The sequence below is a fragment of the Roseococcus sp. GW821-FHT12F05 genome (assembly GCF_058806835.1).
This window is the reverse complement of sequence record NZ_JBXAQB010000009.1, coordinates 106,819-127,663: the sequence shown is the minus strand read 5'-3', so window position 1 is coordinate 127,663 and position 20,845 is coordinate 106,819. Positions and strand designations below refer to the sequence as shown.

Below are 20,845 nucleotides of genomic sequence, written 5' to 3'. Positions count from 1 at the left end.
TATTGTACTAGTATTTTGACCGAACCTCCGTTCGGACGCCTGGAAATCCGGCCTGCCATCCGCTAGAGCGGTTCCGCAACCACACGGCGCGCGCCCTACGACATGGCACCGAAGTACCAGGCTCTCGTCGACGATCTGGAAGAGGGGATCGCCTCCGGCCAGTTCCAGCGCGGCCAGCGCCTGCCGTCCCAGCGCGACCTCGCGGTGCAGTACGGCGTCACGATCGCCACCATCACGCGGGCCATCGGCGAGGCGGCACGCCGCGGCCTCGTCGTCGCGCGGCCCGGCAGCGGCACCTTCGTCCGCACGGCTTCAGGCAGTGCCACGCATCTGCGCTCCGAGGCCGACGGCGCCGACCTCCGTCTCAACAGCGTCCCGATGCCGCCCGGCATCCGGGCAGCACTGGCCGACGCCATGTCGGGCATCGCGAAGGAGGCGCGGACCGAGGAGATTTTCGGCTATCAGCCCGCCTCCGGCAGCGCCCGCCACCGGGCCATGGCAGCGCAATGGCTGCGGCCGCGCGGGCTGGAGGCCTCGGCCGAAGGGCTGATCCTGACGCATGGCGCGCAGCACGCGCTCTCCGCCTGCCTCGCCGCGCTGACGCGGAAGGGCGACACCGTGCTGTGCGAGGCCTGGACTTATCAGGGCTTCCACCGCCTCGCCGCCGAGGCCGGCGTCGTCCTGCGCGGCGTCGCCATGGATGCGGAGGGCATGGTGCCCGAAGACCTCGCGCGGCAGCTCGCCGCCACGGGCGCGTCGGTCGTGCTCTGCAGCCCGGCCGTGCACAATCCGACGATGATCACCATGCCGCTGCAGCGCCGACGCGATCTCCTCGCGGCCTGCCGCGGCACCTCCGCGCTGATCCTGGAGGACGACGTCTACGGCCATCTGGCGGGGGACGAGATCCCGCCGCTCGCCGCGCTCGAGGCGGATCGCGCCATCTACGTCACCGGCCTCTCCAAGGCGGTGGCGCCTGCCTTCCGCCTCGGCATCGTCCAGGCGCCGGCGCGCATCCGCTCCGCCGTGCAGCAGGCGCTGAGCGTGCAGCACTGGGTCGCGCCCAATTTCTACGCCGAGCTGCTGGCGCGCCTCGTGGAGAGCGGGGCCGCCGCGACCTGCCGGCGCGAGCACCGCGAGGAGATGCGCCGGCGCCTCGCCCTCGTGACGGCGGCGCTGGGTCCGGGCCGCTTCGTGCCGCCGGCGCTGCCGAGCTACCATCTCTGGCTTCCCGTTCCCGAGCCCTGGCGGCTGGACGACGTCGTGCGCGGGCTGGAGCGGCGCGGCGTGCGCGTGCTGCCCTCCACACAGTTCGCCGCGGGCGGGGCGGAGCTGCCGCCGCATATCCGCGCCTGTCTCGGTGCGCTGGAACCCGCGGCGCTGGAGCCGGCCTTCGCCGCCATCGGCCACCTGCTGACCGAGCAGCCCTGGACGCTCGATGCCATCACCTGACCTCTGGACCGACTTCCAACGCATCTGCGGATTCGGCGGCCGCCTCCAGGGCACGCCCGGCTGCGACGCCGCGTTCGATTTCGTGAAGGCCCGGCTCGGCGAGCTGGGCGGGGTGCAGGACGTGTCCACCCGCTACCACGGCTGGACGCTCGACGAGCTGCGCGTGACGGCGGGGGGCATGGAGCTTCCGGCGCTGGCGCTGCTCGGCTCTGCGCCCACGGCCGGCGAGGTGGCGCTGGAGGTCCTCGACCTCGGCCGCGGCACGCCGGACGAGATCGAAGCGGCCGGCGCGGCGGTGCGTGGCCGCGCGGTGATGGTGCGCCACGAATACACCTTCGCGCCCGGCGCCATGCACCGGCGTTACAAGCTGCGCGCGGCGGCCGAGGCCGGCGCCGCGGCGGTGATCCTGGTGCAGCCCATGCCCGGCGTCGGCGCCGTCTCCGGCTGGGCCAATGCCTGCCCGGTCCCGGTGATCGGCCTCGGCGCGGAAGCGGCGGAACGGCTGCGCGCGGCGGGACGGGCGCGCTTCCTGCTGCGGGCGCGCCATCACCTGTCCACGGCGCGCAATCTTGTGCTCGACCTGCCGGGCGGCGGTCCCGGTCGCGTCGTGCTCTCCGCCCATCTGGACGGTCATCCGCCGGCCGAGAGCGCGATCGACAATGCGACGGGCGTCGCCGCGCTGCTGGCCCTGGCGCGCGATATGGCGCCGCGCCTGAGCGGCCTCCCGCACGGCCTGACGGTCTGCGTCTTCGGCGCGGAGGAATGGTCGCTCTCCGGCTCGCGCGCCTGGCTCGCGGGCCTGCCGGCGGAGCGGATCGCCGCGATGGCGGCCAACCTCAACCTCGACAGCATCACCGGCAGCCCGAATCTCACCGCGCTGACATCGGGCTTCCCGGCGCTGTCCGAGGAGGTCGGCCGGGCGTTGCCCATCGCGGTGCACGAGCCTCTTGCGGTCAGCTCCGACCACGCAAGCTTTGCCGCGCATGGCGTGCCTGCGATTCGATTGATGGCCGGTTTCGGCGAGCCTGACAGCCTGGTGGCACGGATCCTGACGGCCGCCGACACGCGCGGGCTTGTGGCGGAGGAGGAGTTGCGCGCGGCCACGGCCTCTGCGGGTGCCCTGCTGACCCACTTCCTATCGTTACCGGAGGACCGAGCCGCCGCACTGCGCCGGGGCGCGGCGGATGCGAGGCCGGCGGTGAATGCACTGGCGGCGCTCCCGGCGCTGAATCCCTGACCAGATCGTAGCAACAGGAGCACGCCTCAACTTCGGGTGCGGAGAGCGCCTGGGCCCGGCAGCCCGGTAAAAATACCGAGCGGTCATCGTCCGAAATCGCAGGGAGGAGCTTGAGCAGCTCCTCCCCGCCACTGAGGAAGCGCCCGTCTCCGGAGCGCGGGGAGCCGCAACCATCAGAACCTGCGGTCGCGGAAGGGCGGATCGGCCGGAATGGCCCTCCTGCGAGACTTGGTGTCACGATTTGAGATGGCCGTGGAGCTTCGCAACCATCTCAGATCGTTCTCGAGAGTAGCGGCCTAGTTGCCAGCCTTCCGATACAGCAGAGAATGAATTGCCGGATATCGGGCGGAGCGGCGATTGTTGGCTGCTGCAGCCTCTTCCGCCCGACCAAGGCTGCACTGGCGTCCTAGCGTCACCGGCGTACGGAGCGCTGCCAGTTCCGGATCGATTCCGTCAGTATGATCCGTTCATGCGCGATCTTGGCCGCGAATTCCGTGGGCGTCGTCGGGTCCGGCTCGAAGCCCGCCGCCATCAGCCGCGTGCGCGCGGTCTCGTCGCGCAGCGCCGCGCCGACCGCGGCATTCACCTTCCCGACGATCTCCGCCGGCAAGCCTGCTGGACCGAAAAGCCCGACCCAGCTCGTCACGTCGAAGCCCGGGAAGCCGCTTTCCGCAAAGGTCTGCAGCTCCGGCAACGCCACGGAACGGCGCGCGCCCGTGCTGGCGATATAGCGCCCCCTGCCCGCATTGATCGCCGGCTGCGCCGAAGAGACGGTGATGCAGGCCACCTTCAGGTTGCCGGCCGCCACGTCGTTCCCCGCTTCGGCACCGCTGCGATAGGGCACGTGCTCCACCGGCAGGCCGGTGCGCTGTCCCAGCAGCTCGCCCGAGAGATGGCCCGCGCTGCCGATCCCCGAGGAGCCGAAGATCACCGGCCCGCCCCGCTCCCGCGCCTCGGCGATGAAGCCCTGCAGGTCCGTCGACCGGAAGTCGGTCGAGATGATCCAGACCCAGGGCTGGATGGTGACCCCCGAGATGTAGCTGAAGCTGGTTTCGTAGTTGATGGGGATGTTGGGCTGCAGCAGCGGGTTGATGATGTGGTTCGGGCTGTCGAACATCAGCGTGTAGCCGTCGGGCTCCGAGCGGGCCGCTGCGACCGCGCCAATGGTGCCGCCCGCTCCCGTGCGGTTCTCGATGATGAGCGGCTGGCCCAGTGCTTCGGACATCCTGGGCTGGATCAGCCGCGCCACGGTGTCGGCGGCGCCTCCCGCGCCGAAATTCACGATCAGCCGCACCGGACGGCTGGGATAGGGGCCTTGGGCACGGGCCGCCGGCGCCGCCAGCGACGCGCCGGCCCCAAGCAGCGCCGTGCGCCGCGAAAAACGGATGTTCATTGGATGTTTCCTCGGTCGTGCAGTCAGCGCGCGGCTTCGAAGGCCGCGATCTTGTCCTCGAAGCCCAGCGTGAAGCCGATCTCGTCCACTCCGGCCAGCAGCAGCCGCTTGCGGAAGGGATCGATGTTGAAGTGCCGTGCCACGCCGTCCACGCCCGTCACGGTCTGTGCCGCGAGGTCGATGGCGAAGGGCGTGCCCTGCATGGTGCCGGCCTGGGCGCGCAGCTCCGCGACCTCCTCGGCCGGCAGCACGATCGGCAGCAGGCCGTTCTTGAAGCAGTTGTTGTGGAAGATGTCGCCGAAACTCGGCGCGATCACGCAGCGGATGCCGTAGTCGTGCAGCGCGAAGACGGCGCTCTCGCGCGAGGAGCCGCAGGCGAAGTTCTCGTTCGCCACGATGATCCTGGCCTCGCGGTAGGCCGGCTGGTTGAGCACGAAGCCGTCGTTCTCCGTGCCGTCCTCGCGGAAGCGCAGGTCGCGGAAGAGGCATTCGCCGAAGCCCTCCTCGCGCTTCCGCCTCAGGAAGCGTCCGGGGATGATGGCGTCGGTGTTGATGTCGCGCTGCTCCATGGGCGCGGCGGTGGCGAGGAGGGTGTCGAATTTCGGCATCTCAGCCTCCGATCGTGCGGTGGTCGGCGAAATGGCCGGCGATGGCGGTCGCCGCCGCGGTCGCCGGGCTCACCAGATGGGTGCGCGCCTCCGGCCCCTGCCGCCCGACGAAGTTGCGGTTGGAGGTGGAGGCGCTGCGCTTGCCGGGCGGCACGCCATCGCCGTTCACGGCCAGGCACATGGAGCAGCCCGAATAGCGCCACTCGAAGCCCGCCTCCGTGAAGACGCGGTCGAGCCCCTCGGCCATGGCCTGCTCGCGCACCAGGCCGGAGCCGGGAACCGCGATGGCCTTCACGCCCGGCGCCACGCGGCGGCCGCGCAGCACCTCGGCGGCGGCCCGGAAGTCCTCGATGCGGCCATTGGTGCAGGAGCCGATGAAGACGTAGTCCACGGGCACCCGGGCCAGCGGCGTGCCGGGCTTCAGGCCCATGTAGTCCAGCGCGGCCTGCAGCACGCGGCGCTGGGCCGGGTCCTCGACGGTGCTCACATCAGGGATGCTTCCCGTGACGGGCAGCGCCTCCGAGGGACGGTTGCCCCATGTCACCATGGGCTCGATCGCCGCCGCGTCGAGGAAGACCTCGCGGTCGAAGATGGCGCCGGCGTCGCTCGGCAGGGCACGCCAGCGCTCCAGCGCCGCGTCCCGGTCGGCGCCCTTCGGGGCGTGGGGCCGGCCCTCCAGATAGGCGAAGGTCGTCTCGTCCGGCGCCACCATGCCGGCGCGGGCGCCGGCCTCGATGGACATGTTGCAGATGGTCAACCGTCCCTCGACGGAGAGCGCCCGCATGGTCGAGCCGGCATACTCGATCGCATGGCCGGTGGCGCCGTTCACGCCGATCTGGGCAATGAGCGCGAGCACCACGTCCTTGCCCGAGACGCCCGGCGCGAGCTCGCCCTCGATCGTCACGCGCATCGTCTTCGGCTTGCGCTGCCACAGCGTCTGCGTCGCCAGCACATGCGCAACCTCGGAAGCGCCGATGCCGAAGGCCAGCGCGCCCATGGCGCCGTGGGTGGAGGTGTGGCTGTCCCCGCAGAGGATCAGCATGCCCGGCAGGCTCAGCCCCTGCTCCGGGCCCATCACATGGACGATGCCGTGGCGGACGTCGGTCAGCCCGTATTCCGTGACGCCGGAGGCCTGGGTGTTGCGCGTGAGCGAGGCCACCATGTCCTTGCGGTCCTCGCCGTCGACATCCTCGAAGGCCCGGCTGGTGGTGGGCACGTAGTGGTCCGGCGAGGCGAAGGTCAGGTCGGGCCGGCGCACCTTCAGCCCGCGATCGGCGAGCTGCTTGTAGGGCGTGCGCGAGCCGTCATGGATGAAGTGGCGGTCCACGTAGAGGAGGCTCATGCCGTCCTCGTCGCGGAACACCTCATGCGCGTCCCAGATCTTCTCGAAGAGGGTGAGAGGGCGGGCCATGGCGGTCACGCCGCCGCGGCGATGGCCTCGGCCACCGCGTCGCCCATTTCCCTGGTGCCCAGCCGCTTCGCGCCGGGCTCCATGATGTCGCCGGTGCGGTAGCCCTGGGCGAGCACCTGGCGCACGCCGTTCTCGATGCGCCGCGCCTCGTCTTCCAGCTCGTAGGTGTAGCGCAGCAGCATCGCGGCCGAGAGGATGGCGGCGAGCGGGTTGGCGATGTCCTTCCCGGCGATGTCCGGCGCGGAGCCGTGGATCGGCTCGTAGAGGCCCTTGAGGTTGGTGCCGATCGAGGCCGAAGGCAGCATGCCGAGCGAGCCCGTCAGCATCGCCGCCTCGTCCGAGAGGATGTCGCCGAACATGTTGCCGGTGACGATCACGTCGAAATGCGTGGGCCGGCGCACCAGCTCCATCGCCGCGGCGTCCACGAAGAGGTGGGTGAGCTCCACGTCCGGATACTCGCGGCCGACCTCGATCATGATGTCGCGCCAGAGGCCCATGGTTTCCAGCACGTTCGCCTTGTCCACCGAGCAGAGCTTCTTCCGGCGCTTCTGCGCGGCCTTGAAGCCGGCATGCGCCACCTGGCGGATCTGCGGCTCGGTGTAGCGCATGGTGTTGATGGATTCGCGCGCGCCCAGGGTCTCGTTCACCATGCCGCGCGGCTCGCCGAAATAGATGTCGCCGTTCAGCTCGCGGATGATGAGCAGGTCGAGCCCGCGGATCACCTCGGGCTTCAGCGTCGAGGCGTTCTCGAGCTCGGGGAAGAGGGTGATCGGCCGGTAGTTGGCGAAGAGCTTCATGTCCTGCCGCAGCCGCAGCAGCGGCGAGCCGCGCGGGTTGCTGCGCTTCCAGGCCTCGTATTCCGGCCCGCCGATGGCGCCGAAGAGGATCGCGTCGGAACGCTCGATGAGGTCGAGCGTGGCCTGGGGCAGCGCCTCGCCGGTCTTCTCCACGGAGCTCCAGCCGATCTCGCCCTGGCCCAGTTCGATCGAGAGCTGGCCCTTTACGGCGTTCACGGCCTTCACGGCCTGGGGAATGATCTCCTGGCCGATGCCGTCGCCGGGCAGGACAGCGATCTTGATCTTGCGGTTGCTGAGCGACACCGACGACTCTCCTCCGACTGGTTGCTTCGACGTTGGGCTGCCCCGAAGGTTCGGGCAAATGGCGAGAGGCCAAGGGGGCTTCTCCGATGGAGAAATCATCGCCCCGGCTGGCTCTCCTATGGACAAGGGCAGGATGTTCGGGAAAGCCTGGGACGCATGGACCTCAAGACGCTCCGCCTCTTCGTGGCCGTCATGGAGACCGGCTCGATCACCAAGGCGGCCCAGCGCGAGAACATCGCCGTCTCGGCGGTGAGCAAGCGGCTGGCCCTGCTGGAGACGCGGCTGGGCAACAAGCTCTTCCACCGCCAGCCCGAGGGGCTGGAGCCGCTGCCCGCGGCCACGGTCCTGCTGCGCAACGTGCACAACGTGCTGCGCAACCTGGCCCAGATGCAGATCGAGATGGCGGAGTTCACCGAGGGCGTGCGCGGCACGGTCACCATCGCCGCCAGCACCTCGGTCGCCGCCTGCTACCTGCCGGACGAGCTGCGCGCCTTCTCGCTGCTGCATCCCGGCATCACCATCGCCGTGCGCGACGCGCTCAGCCGCGAGGCGGTGCAGATGGCGGCGGAGGGCACGGCGGACTTCTCCATCTTCGCCGAGCCCTATTCCGCGGGGGCGCTGCGCACGCTGCCCTACAAGACCGAGAAGCTGGTGGCCGTGCTGCCGGCGGGCCATCCGCTGGCCACCCGCCGCTCGCTCACGCTGAACGAGATGCTGCCCTTCGACTTCGTGGTGGGTCGGCCGGGCAGCTCGCTCAACACCATCCTCGATCGCGCCGCCGAGGCCGCCCAGCTCGAGATCCGGTCCCGCGTGCAGGTGGTGGGCAACGAGACCATCGCGCGCATGGTGGAGGCCGGGCATGGGCTCTCCATCCTGCCCGCCTCCCTGGCGCGGCCGCGGCGGTCCGGCGGCATGGTGGCGCGGGCTCTGCGCGAGGCCTGGGCCGCGCGCCACCTCCGCCTCTGCTTTCAGCCGCGCGAGAACATGACCCGGCCCGCGCGCCTCCTGGTGGACCATCTCACGGCGCAGGACCGGATCGTGGACCTATGAGGCGGCCGGATCGGGGATGCGATAGACGCGCGCGGCGGTGCCGCTGAACAGCGCGCGCTTCTCCTGGGGCGATGCGCCGGCCGCCAGGCGCTTGAAGGCGTTCCACAGCACGCCGTAGCCGCACATGCCCTTGTCCACGGGGAAGTTGCTCTCGAACATGCAGCGCGCCGCGCCGAAGGCCTCGATGCAAGTCTCGATATAGGGCTTCCAGGCCGCGGCGAGCTGCTCCGAGCCCGGCGGCTTCGGCAGATGGTGGAAGTCGAAGCCCGTGCATTCCATGGCGAGGCCGCCGAGCTTCATGTCGAGGTTGGGCAGCTTCGCCAGCTCGCGGATACTCTCGCGCCAGATGGGGAAGACCTCGGCCTGCCGGCCCTGGAAGGGCCCCGTGCCGATGGGGCCGCCGACATGGTCGAGGATGAAGCCGTTGTCCGGGAAGGCCTTCACCAGATCCAGCACCTCGTCCAGCTGGGTGTGATAGACCCAGAGATCGAGCGTCAGCCCGTATTCGCGCAGCCGCGCCACGCCATCGCGGAACTTCCCGTCCATCAGCGCGTGCGGGCGCAGCTTGATCGGATTGGTCCGGACGCCGGGATCGGGATGCCAGGCCGTGTTGTTGCGGATGCCGCGGAAGCGGGAGCTGGCGCGCAGCTGCGCCTCCAGCACCGGCGCCACCTCGTCGCCCAGCGCCAGCTCGGCCGAGCCGACGATGGCCTGGCAGGCGCGGATCGGCCCGTGGATGCCGCTGGCGCTCTGGGCGGCCGCGCCGTTCACGTATTCCGTCTCGCCGAGGCAGCGGAAGGGCTCCGGCCCATCCGCGCGGAACATGGCGTTGCACTGGACGAAGACGGTGGCGCGAATGTCGTGGCCGCTGCGCGTGTCCTCCAGCAGGTCGGGCAGGTGGTAGACCGCGTTGGGCCGCTCCCAGAGGTGATGGTGCGGGTCGATGATCGGCAGGCCGGGCTCGAGAGCCTTCTCGGTGACCTGCGCGAGCCAGTCCGGCCGGACGCCGAGATGCCGGACCTGCGCGACCTGGGAGGCGCTCATTCCGGACGGATTCCGGCGGAGCGGACCAACGGCAGCCATTTGTCGAACTCGCCGCGGACGAAGCGGGCGAAGTCCTCGGCGGAGCCACCCACCACCTCGGCGGCCTGGACGTCCGCCCAGCCTTCGCGGAACTCCGGCGTCGCGATGGCGGCGTTGCCGAGCTGGTTGATCCGCGCCACGAGGTCCGGCGCCATGCCGGCCGGGCCGAAGAGGCCATGCCAGATAGCGACGTCGAAGCCCGGAACCGCCGAGGCGATGGGCGGGATCTGCGGCATGAAGCGCGATGGCCGCGCCGAGCTGATCGCGATCGCCTGGACGTCGCCCGTGCGGATGGACTCCAGCCCCGAGGCACCGGTGCGCAAGGTGAGGTCCACGTCGCCGCGCATGATCGCCGACATCATCTCGCCGCCGCCGCGATAGGGGATGTGCACGAAGCGCGCGCCCGATTTCTGCGCCAGCATCTCCATCGTCAGATGGGCCGTGGAGCCGACGCCGGCGGAAGCGTAGGTCAGGCCCTCGGGCGAGCGCTTCGCGAGCTCCAGCATCTCCGGCAGGGTCCTGGCGCTCAGCGTCTTCCGCGCGACCAGCACCAGCGGCACGTCCACGATGTGCAGGATGGGCGTGAAGGCGGTGGCCGGGTCGTAAGGCGCGCTGCGCAGCACTTCGCCGGCCACGATGTTCGGCCCTATGTCGCCCATGAACAGCGTGTACCCATCCGGCCGGGCGGTCGCGACCACGGCGCCACCGATCGTGCCGCCGCCGCCGGTGCGGTTCTCCACCACCACGGGCTGGCCGTTGGCGAGGGGCTGCAGGCGCTGAGCGAAGGCACGAGCCAGGCTGTCCAGCGTCCCGCCGGGCGACAGCGGCACGATGCAGCGGACTGCACGGCCGGGCCAGCCGGGATCGGCGCGGACGGGTGCCGTGGCACTGGCGGCAATCGCCGCGGAACATGCGAGGAGGCCGCGGCGCGAGGCCCTCATCTGAATACGGCCCGACGGCCGGTGCTCCGTGCCACCCAAGTCGGCGTTCCTCCCTTTTCCCCGCGACGCTAGGGGGCGGCAAAAGGAACGGACAAGCAGCACTTCGATAACGGGCTTTCTCCGATCGAGAACAGGTGCGGAGGCCCGAGACGGATCGCCCGGATGTCAACAAGGCGTGCGGCGGCCAGAAGCCGGTCGGGTCGTCCTCATCCGGCCGGGCGGAGGCAGGCAGCCGGGATCAGGCGTCCCCGTCCAGCCGGCTCACGCCCGGGGGCAGCACGGAGGCGATCAGCGCGCGCGTATAGGCTTCCTGCGGCGCCTGCAGGATCTGGTGCACCGTGCCCTGCTCCACGATAGCGCCCTGCCGCAGCACCGCCACCTCCTCGCACAGCAGCTGCACCACCGCGAGATTGTGCGAGATGAACAGGAAGGCGAGCCGGTGACGCTCCCGCAGCCCGCGCAGCAGCGCGATGATCTGCGCCTGCACCGAGACGTCGAGCGCCGAGGTCGGCTCGTCCAGCAGCAGGGCGCGCGGGCCCGGGGCCAGCGCGCGGGCGATACAGACGCGTTGCTTCTGCCCGCCCGACAGCTCGTGCGGATAGCGCCAGAGGAACTCCTCGCCGAGGCCGACATCCTCCAGCAGTTCGCCGACCCGCGAGCGGATTGCCCGGCCGGTCAGGCCGCCCTGGATCTCCAGCGGCTCGGCCACGGAATCATGCACGCTCATCCGCGGATTCAGCGCTGAATGCGGGTTCTGGAACACGACCTGCACGTCGCGCCGCAAGGCCTTCAGCCGGGCCTCGCGCAGGCCGGTGATGTCGATGCCGTCCATCAGCACATGCCCGTCGGCGACGCCCTGCAGCCGCAGCAGCACGCGCAGCAGCGTGGACTTCCCGGAGCCGGATTCGCCGACCAGCCCCAGCGCCGCGCCGGGCCGCAAGGCGAGGCTGACGTCGCGCACCGCCTCCTGCGTCCCGAAGCGGACGGTGACGCGCCGGACCTCCAGCAGCGGCGTCATGCCGGCACCGTCGACGAGGTGGCCGGGATCATGTGGCAGGCCACGCCATGCGTGCCGCCGCGCAGCACCGGCCGGCGCTCGCAGCAGATCGCCTCGGCCATCGGGCAGCGCGGGTGGTAGCGGCAGCCGGTGGGCGGCGTGCGGAGGTTGGGAATGCTGCCCGGAATGCCCTGCGGCATGTGCCCCGGGCGGCCCAGATCGGGCATGGCGGCGAGCAGCCCGCGCGTGTAGGGGTGCCGCGGCGCGCGGAAGAGCTCCTCGGCCGGCGCGTCCTCCACCACATTGCCCGCATACATCACCACGATGCGGCGGCAGACCGCGCCGATCACGCCCAGGTCGTGGCTGATCAGCAGCAGCGTCAGCCCGAGCCGCTCCACCAGATCCGCGATCAGCGCGAGCACCTGGCGCTGGATGGTCACGTCCAGCGCGGTGGTGGGCTCGTCGGCGATGAGCACGCGCGGCTGGCCCGCCAGCGCCTCCGCGATCAGCACGCGCTGGCGCATGCCGCCGGAGAGCTCGTGCGGGTAGCGGTCGAGCAGCGCCGCCGGCTGTGGCAGGCGCACGGAATCCAGCAACTCGATGCAGCGGTCGCGGCGCGCGGCGCGGGAGAGGCCGGGCTCGTGGGCCCGCAGCACCTCCTCCATCTGCCGGCCGATGGTGAAGACGGGGTTGAGGTAGGTGACCGGGTCCTGGAAGACCATGCCCACCGTGCCGCCACGCAGGCGACGCAGGGCCGCGGCGTTCATCGCCAGGATGTCCGCGCCGTCGAAGCGGATCGCGCCCGAGACCACGCGGGCCGGCGGGGCGGGATTCAGCCGCAGGAGGCTGCGCGCCAGCACGGACTTGCCGCAGCCGGTCTCGCCCACGATGCCCACGGCCTCGCCCGCCTCGATCGACAGGTCGATTCCGTCCAGCACATGCACCCGCCCCTCGAAGCCGTCGAAGGCGAGGCGGTAGTCCTCGATCTCGATCAGGCTCATCCGCGCGCGCTTCGCGGGTCGAGCGTGTCGCGCAGCCCGTCACCGAAGAGGTTGAAGCCGAGCACGGTGAGGAAGATGCACAGGCCCGGAAAGGCCGAGTACCACCACCAGTCCGGCATGTAGGTGCGGCCGGTGGCGATCATCGCGCCCCATTCCGGCGCGGGCGGCTTGGCGCCGAGGCCGATGAAACCGAGCGAGGCGGCGGCCAGGATCGCCATGCCCATGTCCATGCTGGCCTTCACCACCAGCGGGCCCATGCAGTTGGGCAGGATGTGGCGGAAGAGGATGCGCGTGTGGGAGGCGCCCATGGTGCGCGCCGCCTCGACATAGGCCTCGGAGCGCAGGGTCAGCGCCTTGGCCTCGATCAGCCGCACATAGCCGGGCCACCACACCACCGCCAGCGCCAGCACGCCGTGCAGGATGCCCGGGCCGAGCGAGGCCACGATGGCCAGCGCCAGCACGAGGCCGGGCACGGCGAGGAACACGTCCGTCACGCGCATGATGAGCGAGCGGATCCGCCCGCCGAAATACCCCGCCGCCACGCCCAGCGGCACGCCCACCAGCGCCGCGAGGCCGGTGATGGTCAGCCCGATCCAGAAGCTGGTACGCGTCCCGATGACGACGCGGGTGAGGATGTCGTTACCCATCTCGTCCGTGCCGAACCAATGCACGGCGGAGGGGGGCTGCAGCCGGTTCGCCAGGTCCACGGCGCCGCGCGCATGCTCGGGATAGGGCACGATCCAGGGGCCGATCGCCGTCAGCACGCAGAAGAGCAGCACCAGCGCCAGGCCCAGCAGCGCCGAGGGGCTGCGGGCGAAGGTCCAGGCGAAGAAGCGCGCCTGGCGGATGCTGCCGGCATGCTCCAGCCGCAGGCGCGCGAGACGGGGCAAGGCCATGTCGCTCATGCGCTGCGGGTCCGCGGGTCGAGCCAGCCATAGGCGAGATCGACCAGCAGGTTGCTCAGCATGAAGATCAGCCCGATCACCAGCGTGACGCCCATCACCGGCTTGAAGTCCGAGGCGATGGCCGAATTCACCGCGTAGAGGCCGATGCCCGGCCAGTCGAAGACCGTCTCCACCAGCACGGTGCTGCCCAGCATCCAGCCGAAGCGCAGGCCGATCATGGCGAGCGTCGGCAGCATGGCGTTCTTCAGCGCCAGGAGACCCACCACGCGGCCCGGCGCCACGCCATGCGCTCGGGCGGCCGTAACGTGGTCGGAGCCCAGCACCTCGATCATCTCCGCCCGGTTCACCCGCAGCACGGAGGCGAGGCAGGGCAGCGACAGCACGAAGGCCGGCAGCACCGCATGCGACAGCGCATCGCCGAAGACAGCCCAGTCGCCGGCCAGCAGCGCATCGAAGAGCACCATGCCGGTGACGGTGGGCGGCGGGTCGGCCGAGATGGAGAGGATGCCGCCCGTGGGCAGCCACTCCCACCACACCGCGACCACCAGCTGCAGCAGCAGTGCGATCCAGAAGGCCGGCAGCGCGACGCCGGACACCGCCAGCACCCGGATGCCGTGGTCCAGCCAGGATTGTCGCCGGACCGCCGCCAGCATCCCCAGCGGGATGCCCACCGCGCAGGCGAAGCCCATGGCCAGCAGCACCAGCTGCATCGTGGCCGGCACGTAGCGCAGCAGGTCGTCGCCGACCTGGTTCCCGCTCTGGATCGAGCGCCCGAGGCGGCCATGCGCGAGGTCGGTCACATATCGGAGAAACTGCTCCGGCAGAGGCCGGTCCAGCCCATATTCGCGGCGCAGCGTCGCCACCATGTCGGGCGTCGCATCCGGCCCGGCCGCCAGCGCCGCCGGATCCGCCGGCGTGACGTTGGAGATCACGAAGGTGATCAGCACCAGCCCCGCCAGCATCAGGCCGACATAGGCGCAGCGGCGGGCCAGGTAGCGGAGCATGACTAGATCATCATCCGGCCGGGCACTTCCGCCCGGTCGGATAAAGATGATCGTGAAAACACGAGGCTGGAGCGGTTTTCATGAGCCATGGCGAACGAAAGCCGCTTCAGGTTCGGGCGGCATAGAGCGGGAAGAGATCCACCTCGCCCGTCAGGTTCAGCGGCTGGTTCACGAAGCCGCGCACATAGCCGCGCATCGCCCAGCGCTGGTTGGCGGTCATGCAGAAGACCGCGGGCTGCAGCTCCAGCACGCGGCGCTGGATATCGGCATACATCGCCGCGCGCTTCGCGCCGTCCAGCTCGACGGCGGCCTCGGCGACCATCTGATCGATCTGCGTATCACGCAGGTGATGGATGCCCCAGAACTGCCCCGCTGCGGTGGAAGCGTATTGCGAGGCCACCGTGTCGGGCGAGGTGGTGACGGGGGTCACATAGACCGCCGTCATCGCCGCCGCCGTCTCGGGGCTTGCGCCGCGCCCGATCAGCGTGGGCCAGGGCTGGCCGACGATGTTCACGCGGATGCCCAGCGGCTGCAGCGCGTTCAGCAGCACGAGGCCGATCTGCCGCTGCACCTCGTTGCCCGCGACGTGCAGGTATTCCAGCTCGTAGCCGCCCTGCGGCGTGGCGGTGCGGGCCATGTACGCGCGCGCCTTGTCCAGGTCCTTGCGCGGCATGTCGAGCGTGATGCGCCCGGCCGTGACCACGGGGAAAGGCCCGTCCAGCACCTTCGCGTCGCCCTTGTGGATGGTGACCAGCGAATCATAGTCGAAGGCGTGCGCGATGGCCTTGCGCAGGTTGAGGTCCGCCGTCGGCCCCTTCTGCGTGTTCATCATGATGAAGAAGGGCGCGGCGCCGGGATCGTTGGTCACGACCATGCCGGGCATCCGCTCCAGCTGCTGAAGGTCGTCGGGCGTGAGGCCCGAGGCGATGTCCACTTCGCCCCGCTGCAAGGCCGCCTTGCGGGGCGCGGATTCCCGCATCACGCGGAAGATCACGCCGGCCGGCCGGTCGGCCTCCGGCATGGGCCAGCCCTTCCAGTATTCGGGCACGGCCTCCAGCGCCATCACCGTCTGGCCGTCCCAGCGGCGGATGCGGAAGGGGCCGGAGCCGGCGGCGTTGGTGGTCAGCCACTTCTGGGCATCGTCGTCGCCGTCGAGATTCGCCGCGACCTGCTTCGGATTCACGATGAACCACAGCGGCAGGAAGGCGATGAAATCCGGATAGGGGCGCTCGAGGGTGAAGCGCACCGTATGCGCATCCACGGACTCGATCTTCTCGGGCTTCAGGTGGCGCGAGAGCATCCAGGAGATGCCCTTGTTCAGCCGCAGCCCCCGCACGAAGGAGAGACGCACCGCCTCCGCATCGAGCGGATCGCCATTGTTGAACTTCGCGTTGGCGGCGAGCCGGAACGTCCAGACCGTGCCGTCGGCGCTGGTCTCCCAGCTTTCCGCCAGCCAGGGGATAACCCGGGCGGGCGTGCCGTCATAGCGCACCAGCGCATCGTAGAGGCAGCGCTGCATCATGCGGGTGGACCAGTCGTAGCGCTGGTGCGGGTCCAGGATCGGCACCGGCTGGTTGCCGGAGAAGACGAGGATGCGGCGATTGCCCTCGCGCTCGAAGCCGAAGGCCGGGTCGAGGGAGGAGGCGGCCACGAGGCCGCCGGCACCCAGCAGAAGATCGCGGCGTTGCATCGGTCCGTCTCCTATTCCGCGGCCTGGCGCGCGGCACCGGCGGCGACATGGCTGACATAGCCCTCGCGCACATCCCTCTCGACGAGGGCGGCGGGGCGCTCCTCCGGCGGGCCGAAGCCCGAGCCGCCGCAGAGGCGGATCTCGATCATCCGGCTGGTGTCGGTCAGCGTCACCAGCTCGCCGGTGCCGCAATCGCGGACCAGATTGCCCTCGCGGTCCAGCACGGCGCCGCGCGCGCTGCCGCCCTGACGGCCGCCGAAGAGGCCGGGCGCATGCACGCCGACACCTTCAGCCGCGACGGAGGCCTGGGTGGGCAGCCCGTCATCATGCAGCTTGCGCATGCGGGTGCGGGTGCCGAGGCCCCCGCGCTGCCGCCCCGGCCCGCCGGAATCGGTGATCAGCGACTTCTCCACCACCAGCACCGGCGAGCGCGTCTCGAAGAGCTCGATGGAGGTGTTGGCGGCCGAGGTCGGCCAGAGCAGCGCGGACTTGCCGTCCCCACGCGCGCCGGCCCCCTGGCCGCCCCCCATGAAGAAGTGGTCGGAGTAGAGGTGCCCCGTCGTGTCGCGCCCGTGCACCTTGATCGAGACGGGCAGCCCGGTATGCGCCTGCACGCGATCGGGCGCCGCCTCGGAGAGCGCCCGGAAGATGTTGGGCGCGAGGTACCAGCCGGTACGCGTGCGCAGCGCCACCGCGGCCGGGCGGGTGCAGTTCAGCACGGAGCCCTCCGGCGCCTTCACCGTGATGGGCCGGTAGCAGCCGGCATTGCCGCGCACCTGCGGGCTGAGGATGCATTTCAGCGGGTAGGAGCCGTGCGCCTCGGTATAGCTGTAGGTGCAGTTGAGGCCGCCCACCGGCAGCTGGGCCGGCGCGCCCGCGAAATCCAGCGTGATCTCGTCGCCCGCCACCGTCAGCTTCAGCGGATAGTGCAGCGTCTGGCCCAGCATGTTGTTGCTGACGCTGGAATGGTACTCGCCGTCCGGCAGCGCGCGGATGGCGTCGCGCATCGCCCGCTCCGCCCGGCCCTGCACGACCGCAGCCAGGGCGCGCAGATCCTGCATGCCGTAGTCGCGCATGAAGCCCAGCAGCCGCTCGCCGCCCTGGGCATTGGCGGCGATGAAGGCGTGCAGGTCGCCCAGCACCTCCTCCGGCTTGCGGACGTTCTCGGCGATGATGTCGAACAGCGTGTCGTTGGCCTCGCCCGCGCGGTAGAGCTTCGCCATCGGGATCTGCAGGCCCTCGTCGAAGACCTCCTGCGCCTTCAGCCCGTCCTTGATGCCGCCGATGTCGCCGACATGGCCCACCGTGCCCAGCAGCGCGACCATCCGCCCGTTCATGAAGACGGGGGTGACGATCGCGATGTCGTAGAGGTGGCCGGCGCAGAGCCAGGGGTCGTTGGTGACCAGCACGTCGCCCGGGCGCAACGTCTCCGCCGGATATTTTTGCAGCATCGCCTTCACGGCGCGCGGCAAGGTGAGGTTGAACACCGGCATGGCGCGCGGCGAATGGGCCAGGGATTCGCCCTCCGCATCCAGGATGTCGCAGGCGAAATCCTGCGCCTCGGAGACGATGAGGCTGAAGGCGGTGCGGCAGATGGCCTGCCACATCTCCTCGACGATCGTGACCAGCCGGCTCCACATGATCTCCAGCGAGACCGGGTCCGCCTCGATCAGCGCGCGGGCCTCCTCGATGGGCGTTAGCGGCGTGATGCGCGCGGCCACGGGGGCGGAGACGCCCACCCGGATGCGCAGCATACCCGCCGCGCCCACGGTCACACGGTCGCGCGGGCCGATGATGGTGGTGGCCTCGCGCTCCTCGATGATGGCCGGGCCCTGCACCGTCTCGCCGGCGGGCAACGAGTAGCGGTCATAGACGGGCGTATCGAGGAAGGCCTCGCCGAACCAGGCCATGCGGCGGCCCTTGAGCGCGACGCCGCCCTCGGGCGCGCCCGCCTGTTCCACCGCCAGCGCCGGATAGGGGCCGACGGCGCGCACGCGGAAGGAGATGATCTGCGCCGAGACGCCCTCGTAGACCGAGGTGAAGCGCGCCGAATAGACGCGCCGGAAGGCGTCCATCACCTCCGGCAGGCTTTCGGCCGTGATCGGGCCGGCCGGCAGCGGCACGTTGATCTCGTGGATCTGGCCCGAGAGGCGCATGTCCGCGCTGCGCTCGACCGCGATGTCGGCGAGCGGCACGCCCGCGCCCGTCAGCATGGCGGAGGTCTCGGCGGAGAGGTCCGCGAGCACCGCCTCCATGGCGGCCGGGGCGGCCGCGTCGTCCAGTGCCACGGGGAGCGAGCGCACGCTCTCGAAGGACAGCGGCGCGGCGAGGAAGCCCAGCGCCGAGGCGGCACCGGAGGCGGGCGGGATCAGCACTTCCTCCACGCCCAGGATGCGCGCGACCTCCACCGCATGGGCGGGGCCGGCGCCGCCGAAGCCCACCATGGCGTAGCGGCGCGGGTCCTTGCCCTTCTCCACGATGTGGATACGCGCGGCGGCGGCCATGCTCTCCGTCACGGTGCGATGGATGCCCCAGGCGGTCTCGACCGCCGAAAGCCCGATCTTGTTGCCGACGGAAGCCAAAGCGGCTTCCGCGGCGGGCTTGTCCAGCGCCATGCGCCCGCCGAGGAAGAAGCCCGGGTCGTAGTAGCCCAGCATCAGGTTGGCGTCGGTCACGGTCGGCTGGGTGCCGCCGCGGCCGTAGCAGGCCGGGCCGGGATCGGCGCCGGCCGAATGCGGGCCCACCTTGAGTAGCCCCACCTCGTCGATCGCGGCGATGGAGCCGCCGCCCGCGCCGATCTCGATCATGTCGATCACGGGCGCCTTGATGGGCAGGCCGGAGCCCTTCTTGAAGCGGTGCAGGCGGGCCACCTCCATCATCGGCGCGACCTCGCAGCGGCCCTCGGCGATCATGCAGGCCTTGGCGGTGGTACCGCCCATGTCGAAGGAGATGACGTCCTTCTGATCCACCAGCCCGCCGAAGAAGGCGGTGGCGAGCCCGCCGCCGGCAGGGCCCGATTCCAGCAGGCGGATCGGAAAGGCGCGCGCCACGTCCGGGGATATCAGCCCGCCCGCGGACTGCATCAGGCGCAGCGCGCCCCGGAAGCCGCGGGTCCAGAGCTCGCGCTCCAGCCGCTTCAGGTAGCGGTCCATCAGCGGCTGCACATAGGCGTTGGCGCAGGTGGTGACGAAGCGCTGGTACTCCCACAGCTCCGCCACCACGGCGGAGGAGAGGGAGAGCGCGATCTCGGGAAACTCCTCGCGGATGGCGGCGGCGGCGGCCTTCTCGTGCGCGGGGTTGCGATAGGCGTGCAGGAAGCAGACGGCGATGGCCTCGGCGCCACCCTCCACCAGCTCGCGTGCGGCGCGCTTCACGGCGGCGATGTCGAGCGGGGTCACCACCTCGCCGTCGCGGTCCATCCGTTCCGCGACTTCCAGGCGGCGGCGGCGGGCCACCAGCGGGTCCGGGTATTGCAGGAACAGGTCGTAGATGTCGTAGCGCTGCTCGGTGCCCATCTCGATCACGTCGCGGAAGCCCGCGCTGGTGATCATGCCGAGCGTGGCGCCCTTGCGCTCGATCAGGGCGTTGGTGACGAGCGTGGTGCCATGGACGATCTCGGTGATGTCGGAGAGCGCGAGGTCGGCATCCGCCACCAGGTCGGAGAGGCCTTCCAGCGCACCGACCGAGGGGTCATGCGGCGTGGTCAGGCATTTGTGCAGCCGGATGGTGGAATCGCTGCGGTCCAGCAGGATGAAATCCGTGAAGGTCCCGCCGATGTCGAACCCGATCCGATAGCGCGAGGCTGCTTCCACCATGTGACCCGAGATCCATGCCATTCCGATCCTGAGCGGATACAGGAGCGCGCCTTGCCGTCCCATAAGGACCGCCCCTTACGCGCGGCCGTCGAGGCGCCTGATAAAACAGCCGCAGCGCCCAAGAATCGGGCAGGTCTACCGCCCACGCGCGATCATCAGGCGGCGGATCAGCTCCGTGGGCGAGCTGGCGTTCAGCTTGGCCATGGCGCGGCCGCGATGGATCTCCACGGTGCGGTAGCTGATGCCGAGGCGCCGGCCGATTTCCTTGTTGCCCGCGCCTTCCAGCACGGCCGCGAGCACGTCCCGCTCGCGCGGCGTGAGGATCTCCGCCTCGCCCGGCAGGCGCTCGATCAGCGCCTGCAGCGGGTCCTCCTCCGGGGCCGGCAGGGGCCGCGCGGCCATCGCGACGAGTTGCAGGCGCATCGCGCCCGCCACGATGCGCCGCGCCGTCACCACGGGCTTTCGCGTGCGCGCCGCCAGCTGCGCCGCCATGGCCTCCGTGTATCCGACCGAATGCATGAGGATGAGATTGGCGCTCGCCAGACGGTGCACCGCCTCGTCCAGATCCGTCAGGTCGCCCTCGCGCATCACGGCACTGGCATCCTGGATCAGCGTGCCGTGGGAGAAGCCGCGATGCTGCTCCGGGATCGAATGGATCACGCCCAGCCGCGCCTCGCCCATCACCAGCGCCCCGATCCAGGCATCCACCACCTGCTGCGCGTGCACGAAGGGCGTGCGCAGGCGATAGGGCTGGAACAGGCTGGTGCTCAGCAGCACGATGAGGTCATGGCCCTCGCCGTCGAGCCGATGCAGCAGGGGCTCCAACCGGCGGGCCAGGAAGCCCGCCCCGATCGTCACGCGGCTGCCGTCCGCCAGGCGCGTATAGAGCACCGGCTCGCGCGGCCGCGGGGCGCCGGCCGCGATGCCGGCCTCGTCCAGCCCGTCGAGCGCCCCGTATTCGCGCGCCTGCACCTCCTGCGGCCCGGCGCCGGCGAGGGTGAGGACCTCCGGCACGACATCGTCCCGCGGCGCCTGGCCAATGGTCACGAAGGCTATGCGTGGCTTGGCCATCCCCTCTCCCTGTGTCGCCGGTGTTCCTCGCGCCCCGGCCCGAGGCGATCCATGCCTTCGGGGCCCAGGCTAGAGTGCCGGCAGGACCGC

General features: G+C 70.6%; 16 protein-coding genes. 3 read left to right on the top strand and 13 right to left on the bottom strand.

What is annotated here, in order from left to right; all coding sequences use genetic code 11:
* Positions 1–102 precede the first annotated feature (102 nt).
* Together AC1ROY_RS21030 and AC1ROY_RS21025 are read left to right on the top strand one after the other, a co-directional pair.
* Complete coding sequence (locus AC1ROY_RS21030) at positions 103–1,449, top strand: aminotransferase-like domain-containing protein (protein ID WP_493150839.1); 1,347 nt, start codon at positions 103–105, stop codon at positions 1,447–1,449.
* A complete protein-coding gene (locus AC1ROY_RS21025) occupies positions 1,436–2,686 on the top strand; it encodes a M28 family metallopeptidase (protein ID WP_493150838.1) in 1,251 nt (416 codons plus the stop codon). Before AC1ROY_RS21030 ends, AC1ROY_RS21025 begins: the two co-directional genes overlap by 14 nt.
* Positions 2,687–3,098: 412 nt before the next feature.
* Here AC1ROY_RS21025 and AC1ROY_RS21020 read toward each other — a convergent pair whose 3' ends face one another.
* Genes AC1ROY_RS21020 through leuB form a run of 4 tightly spaced genes read right to left on the bottom strand, consistent with a single transcriptional unit; the run spans position 3,099 to position 7,198 of the window.
* Entirely contained in the window at positions 3,099–4,079 is a 981-nt protein-coding gene (locus AC1ROY_RS21020; RefSeq protein ID WP_493150837.1) for a Bug family tripartite tricarboxylate transporter substrate binding protein, read from the bottom strand.
* 23 nt (positions 4,080–4,102) lie between these two features.
* The gene (gene leuD, locus AC1ROY_RS21015) at positions 4,103–4,687 is read right to left on the bottom strand and encodes a 3-isopropylmalate dehydratase small subunit (RefSeq protein ID WP_493150836.1); all 585 of its coding nucleotides are present in this window, start codon (positions 4,685–4,687) and stop codon (positions 4,103–4,105) included.
* Position 4,688: 1 nt separating this feature from the next.
* Positions 4,689–6,098 (bottom strand): 3-isopropylmalate dehydratase large subunit, encoded by a 1,410-nt coding sequence (gene leuC, locus AC1ROY_RS21010; protein WP_493150835.1) that lies wholly within the window; start codon positions 6,096–6,098, stop codon positions 4,689–4,691.
* A 5-nt stretch (positions 6,099–6,103) separates the two neighbouring features.
* On the bottom strand, positions 6,104–7,198 hold the full coding sequence (leuB, locus tag AC1ROY_RS21005; protein ID WP_493150834.1) for a 3-isopropylmalate dehydrogenase: 1,095 nt from the start codon (positions 7,196–7,198) through the stop codon (positions 6,104–6,106).
* A 156-nt stretch (positions 7,199–7,354) separates the two neighbouring features.
* Here leuB and AC1ROY_RS21000 point away from each other — a divergent pair, with 156 nt between their 5' ends.
* Complete coding sequence (locus AC1ROY_RS21000; RefSeq protein WP_493150833.1) at positions 7,355–8,248, top strand: LysR family transcriptional regulator; 894 nt, start codon at positions 7,355–7,357, stop codon at positions 8,246–8,248.
* Here the strand turns inward: AC1ROY_RS21000 and AC1ROY_RS20995 are convergent.
* From AC1ROY_RS20995 to AC1ROY_RS20955, 9 genes are all read right to left on the bottom strand, one after another.
* Positions 8,243–9,292, bottom strand: coding sequence for an amidohydrolase family protein (locus tag AC1ROY_RS20995; RefSeq protein ID WP_493150832.1), 1,050 nt, complete (start codon positions 9,290–9,292; stop codon positions 8,243–8,245). The two genes, AC1ROY_RS21000 and AC1ROY_RS20995, sit on opposite strands and share 6 nt — an antisense overlap.
* Complete coding sequence (locus AC1ROY_RS20990; protein WP_493150831.1) at positions 9,289–10,161, bottom strand: Bug family tripartite tricarboxylate transporter substrate binding protein; 873 nt, start codon at positions 10,159–10,161, stop codon at positions 9,289–9,291. Before AC1ROY_RS20990 ends, AC1ROY_RS20995 begins: the two co-directional genes overlap by 4 nt.
* A gap of 349 nt (positions 10,162–10,510) precedes the next feature.
* The gene (locus AC1ROY_RS20985; RefSeq protein WP_493150830.1) at positions 10,511–11,290 is read right to left on the bottom strand and encodes an ABC transporter ATP-binding protein; all 780 of its coding nucleotides are present in this window, start codon (positions 11,288–11,290) and stop codon (positions 10,511–10,513) included.
* Positions 11,287–12,270 (bottom strand): ABC transporter ATP-binding protein, encoded by a 984-nt coding sequence (locus tag AC1ROY_RS20980; RefSeq protein ID WP_493150829.1) that lies wholly within the window; start codon positions 12,268–12,270, stop codon positions 11,287–11,289. Before AC1ROY_RS20980 ends, AC1ROY_RS20985 begins: the two co-directional genes overlap by 4 nt.
* Positions 12,267–13,175 carry an ABC transporter permease gene (locus tag AC1ROY_RS20975; RefSeq protein WP_493150828.1) on the bottom strand — a complete coding sequence of 303 codons (909 nt, stop codon included), beginning with the start codon at positions 13,173–13,175 and terminating at the stop codon, positions 12,267–12,269. The genes AC1ROY_RS20980 and AC1ROY_RS20975 overlap by 4 nt, the downstream gene beginning before the upstream one ends.
* The gene (locus AC1ROY_RS20970; RefSeq protein ID WP_493150827.1) at positions 13,172–14,179 is read right to left on the bottom strand and encodes an ABC transporter permease; all 1,008 of its coding nucleotides are present in this window, start codon (positions 14,177–14,179) and stop codon (positions 13,172–13,174) included. The genes AC1ROY_RS20975 and AC1ROY_RS20970 overlap by 4 nt, the downstream gene beginning before the upstream one ends.
* A 106-nt stretch (positions 14,180–14,285) precedes the next feature.
* Complete coding sequence (locus tag AC1ROY_RS20965) at positions 14,286–15,869, bottom strand: ABC transporter substrate-binding protein (protein WP_493150826.1); 1,584 nt, start codon at positions 15,867–15,869, stop codon at positions 14,286–14,288.
* Positions 15,870–15,880: 11 nt separating this feature from the next.
* A complete protein-coding gene (locus AC1ROY_RS20960) occupies positions 15,881–19,684 on the bottom strand; it encodes a hydantoinase B/oxoprolinase family protein (protein ID WP_493150825.1) in 3,804 nt (1,267 codons plus the stop codon).
* 135 nt (positions 19,685–19,819) lie between these two features.
* Complete coding sequence (locus tag AC1ROY_RS20955; RefSeq protein ID WP_493150824.1) at positions 19,820–20,755, bottom strand: AroM family protein; 936 nt, start codon at positions 20,753–20,755, stop codon at positions 19,820–19,822.
* Between the last annotated feature and the right edge of the window lie 90 nt (positions 20,756–20,845).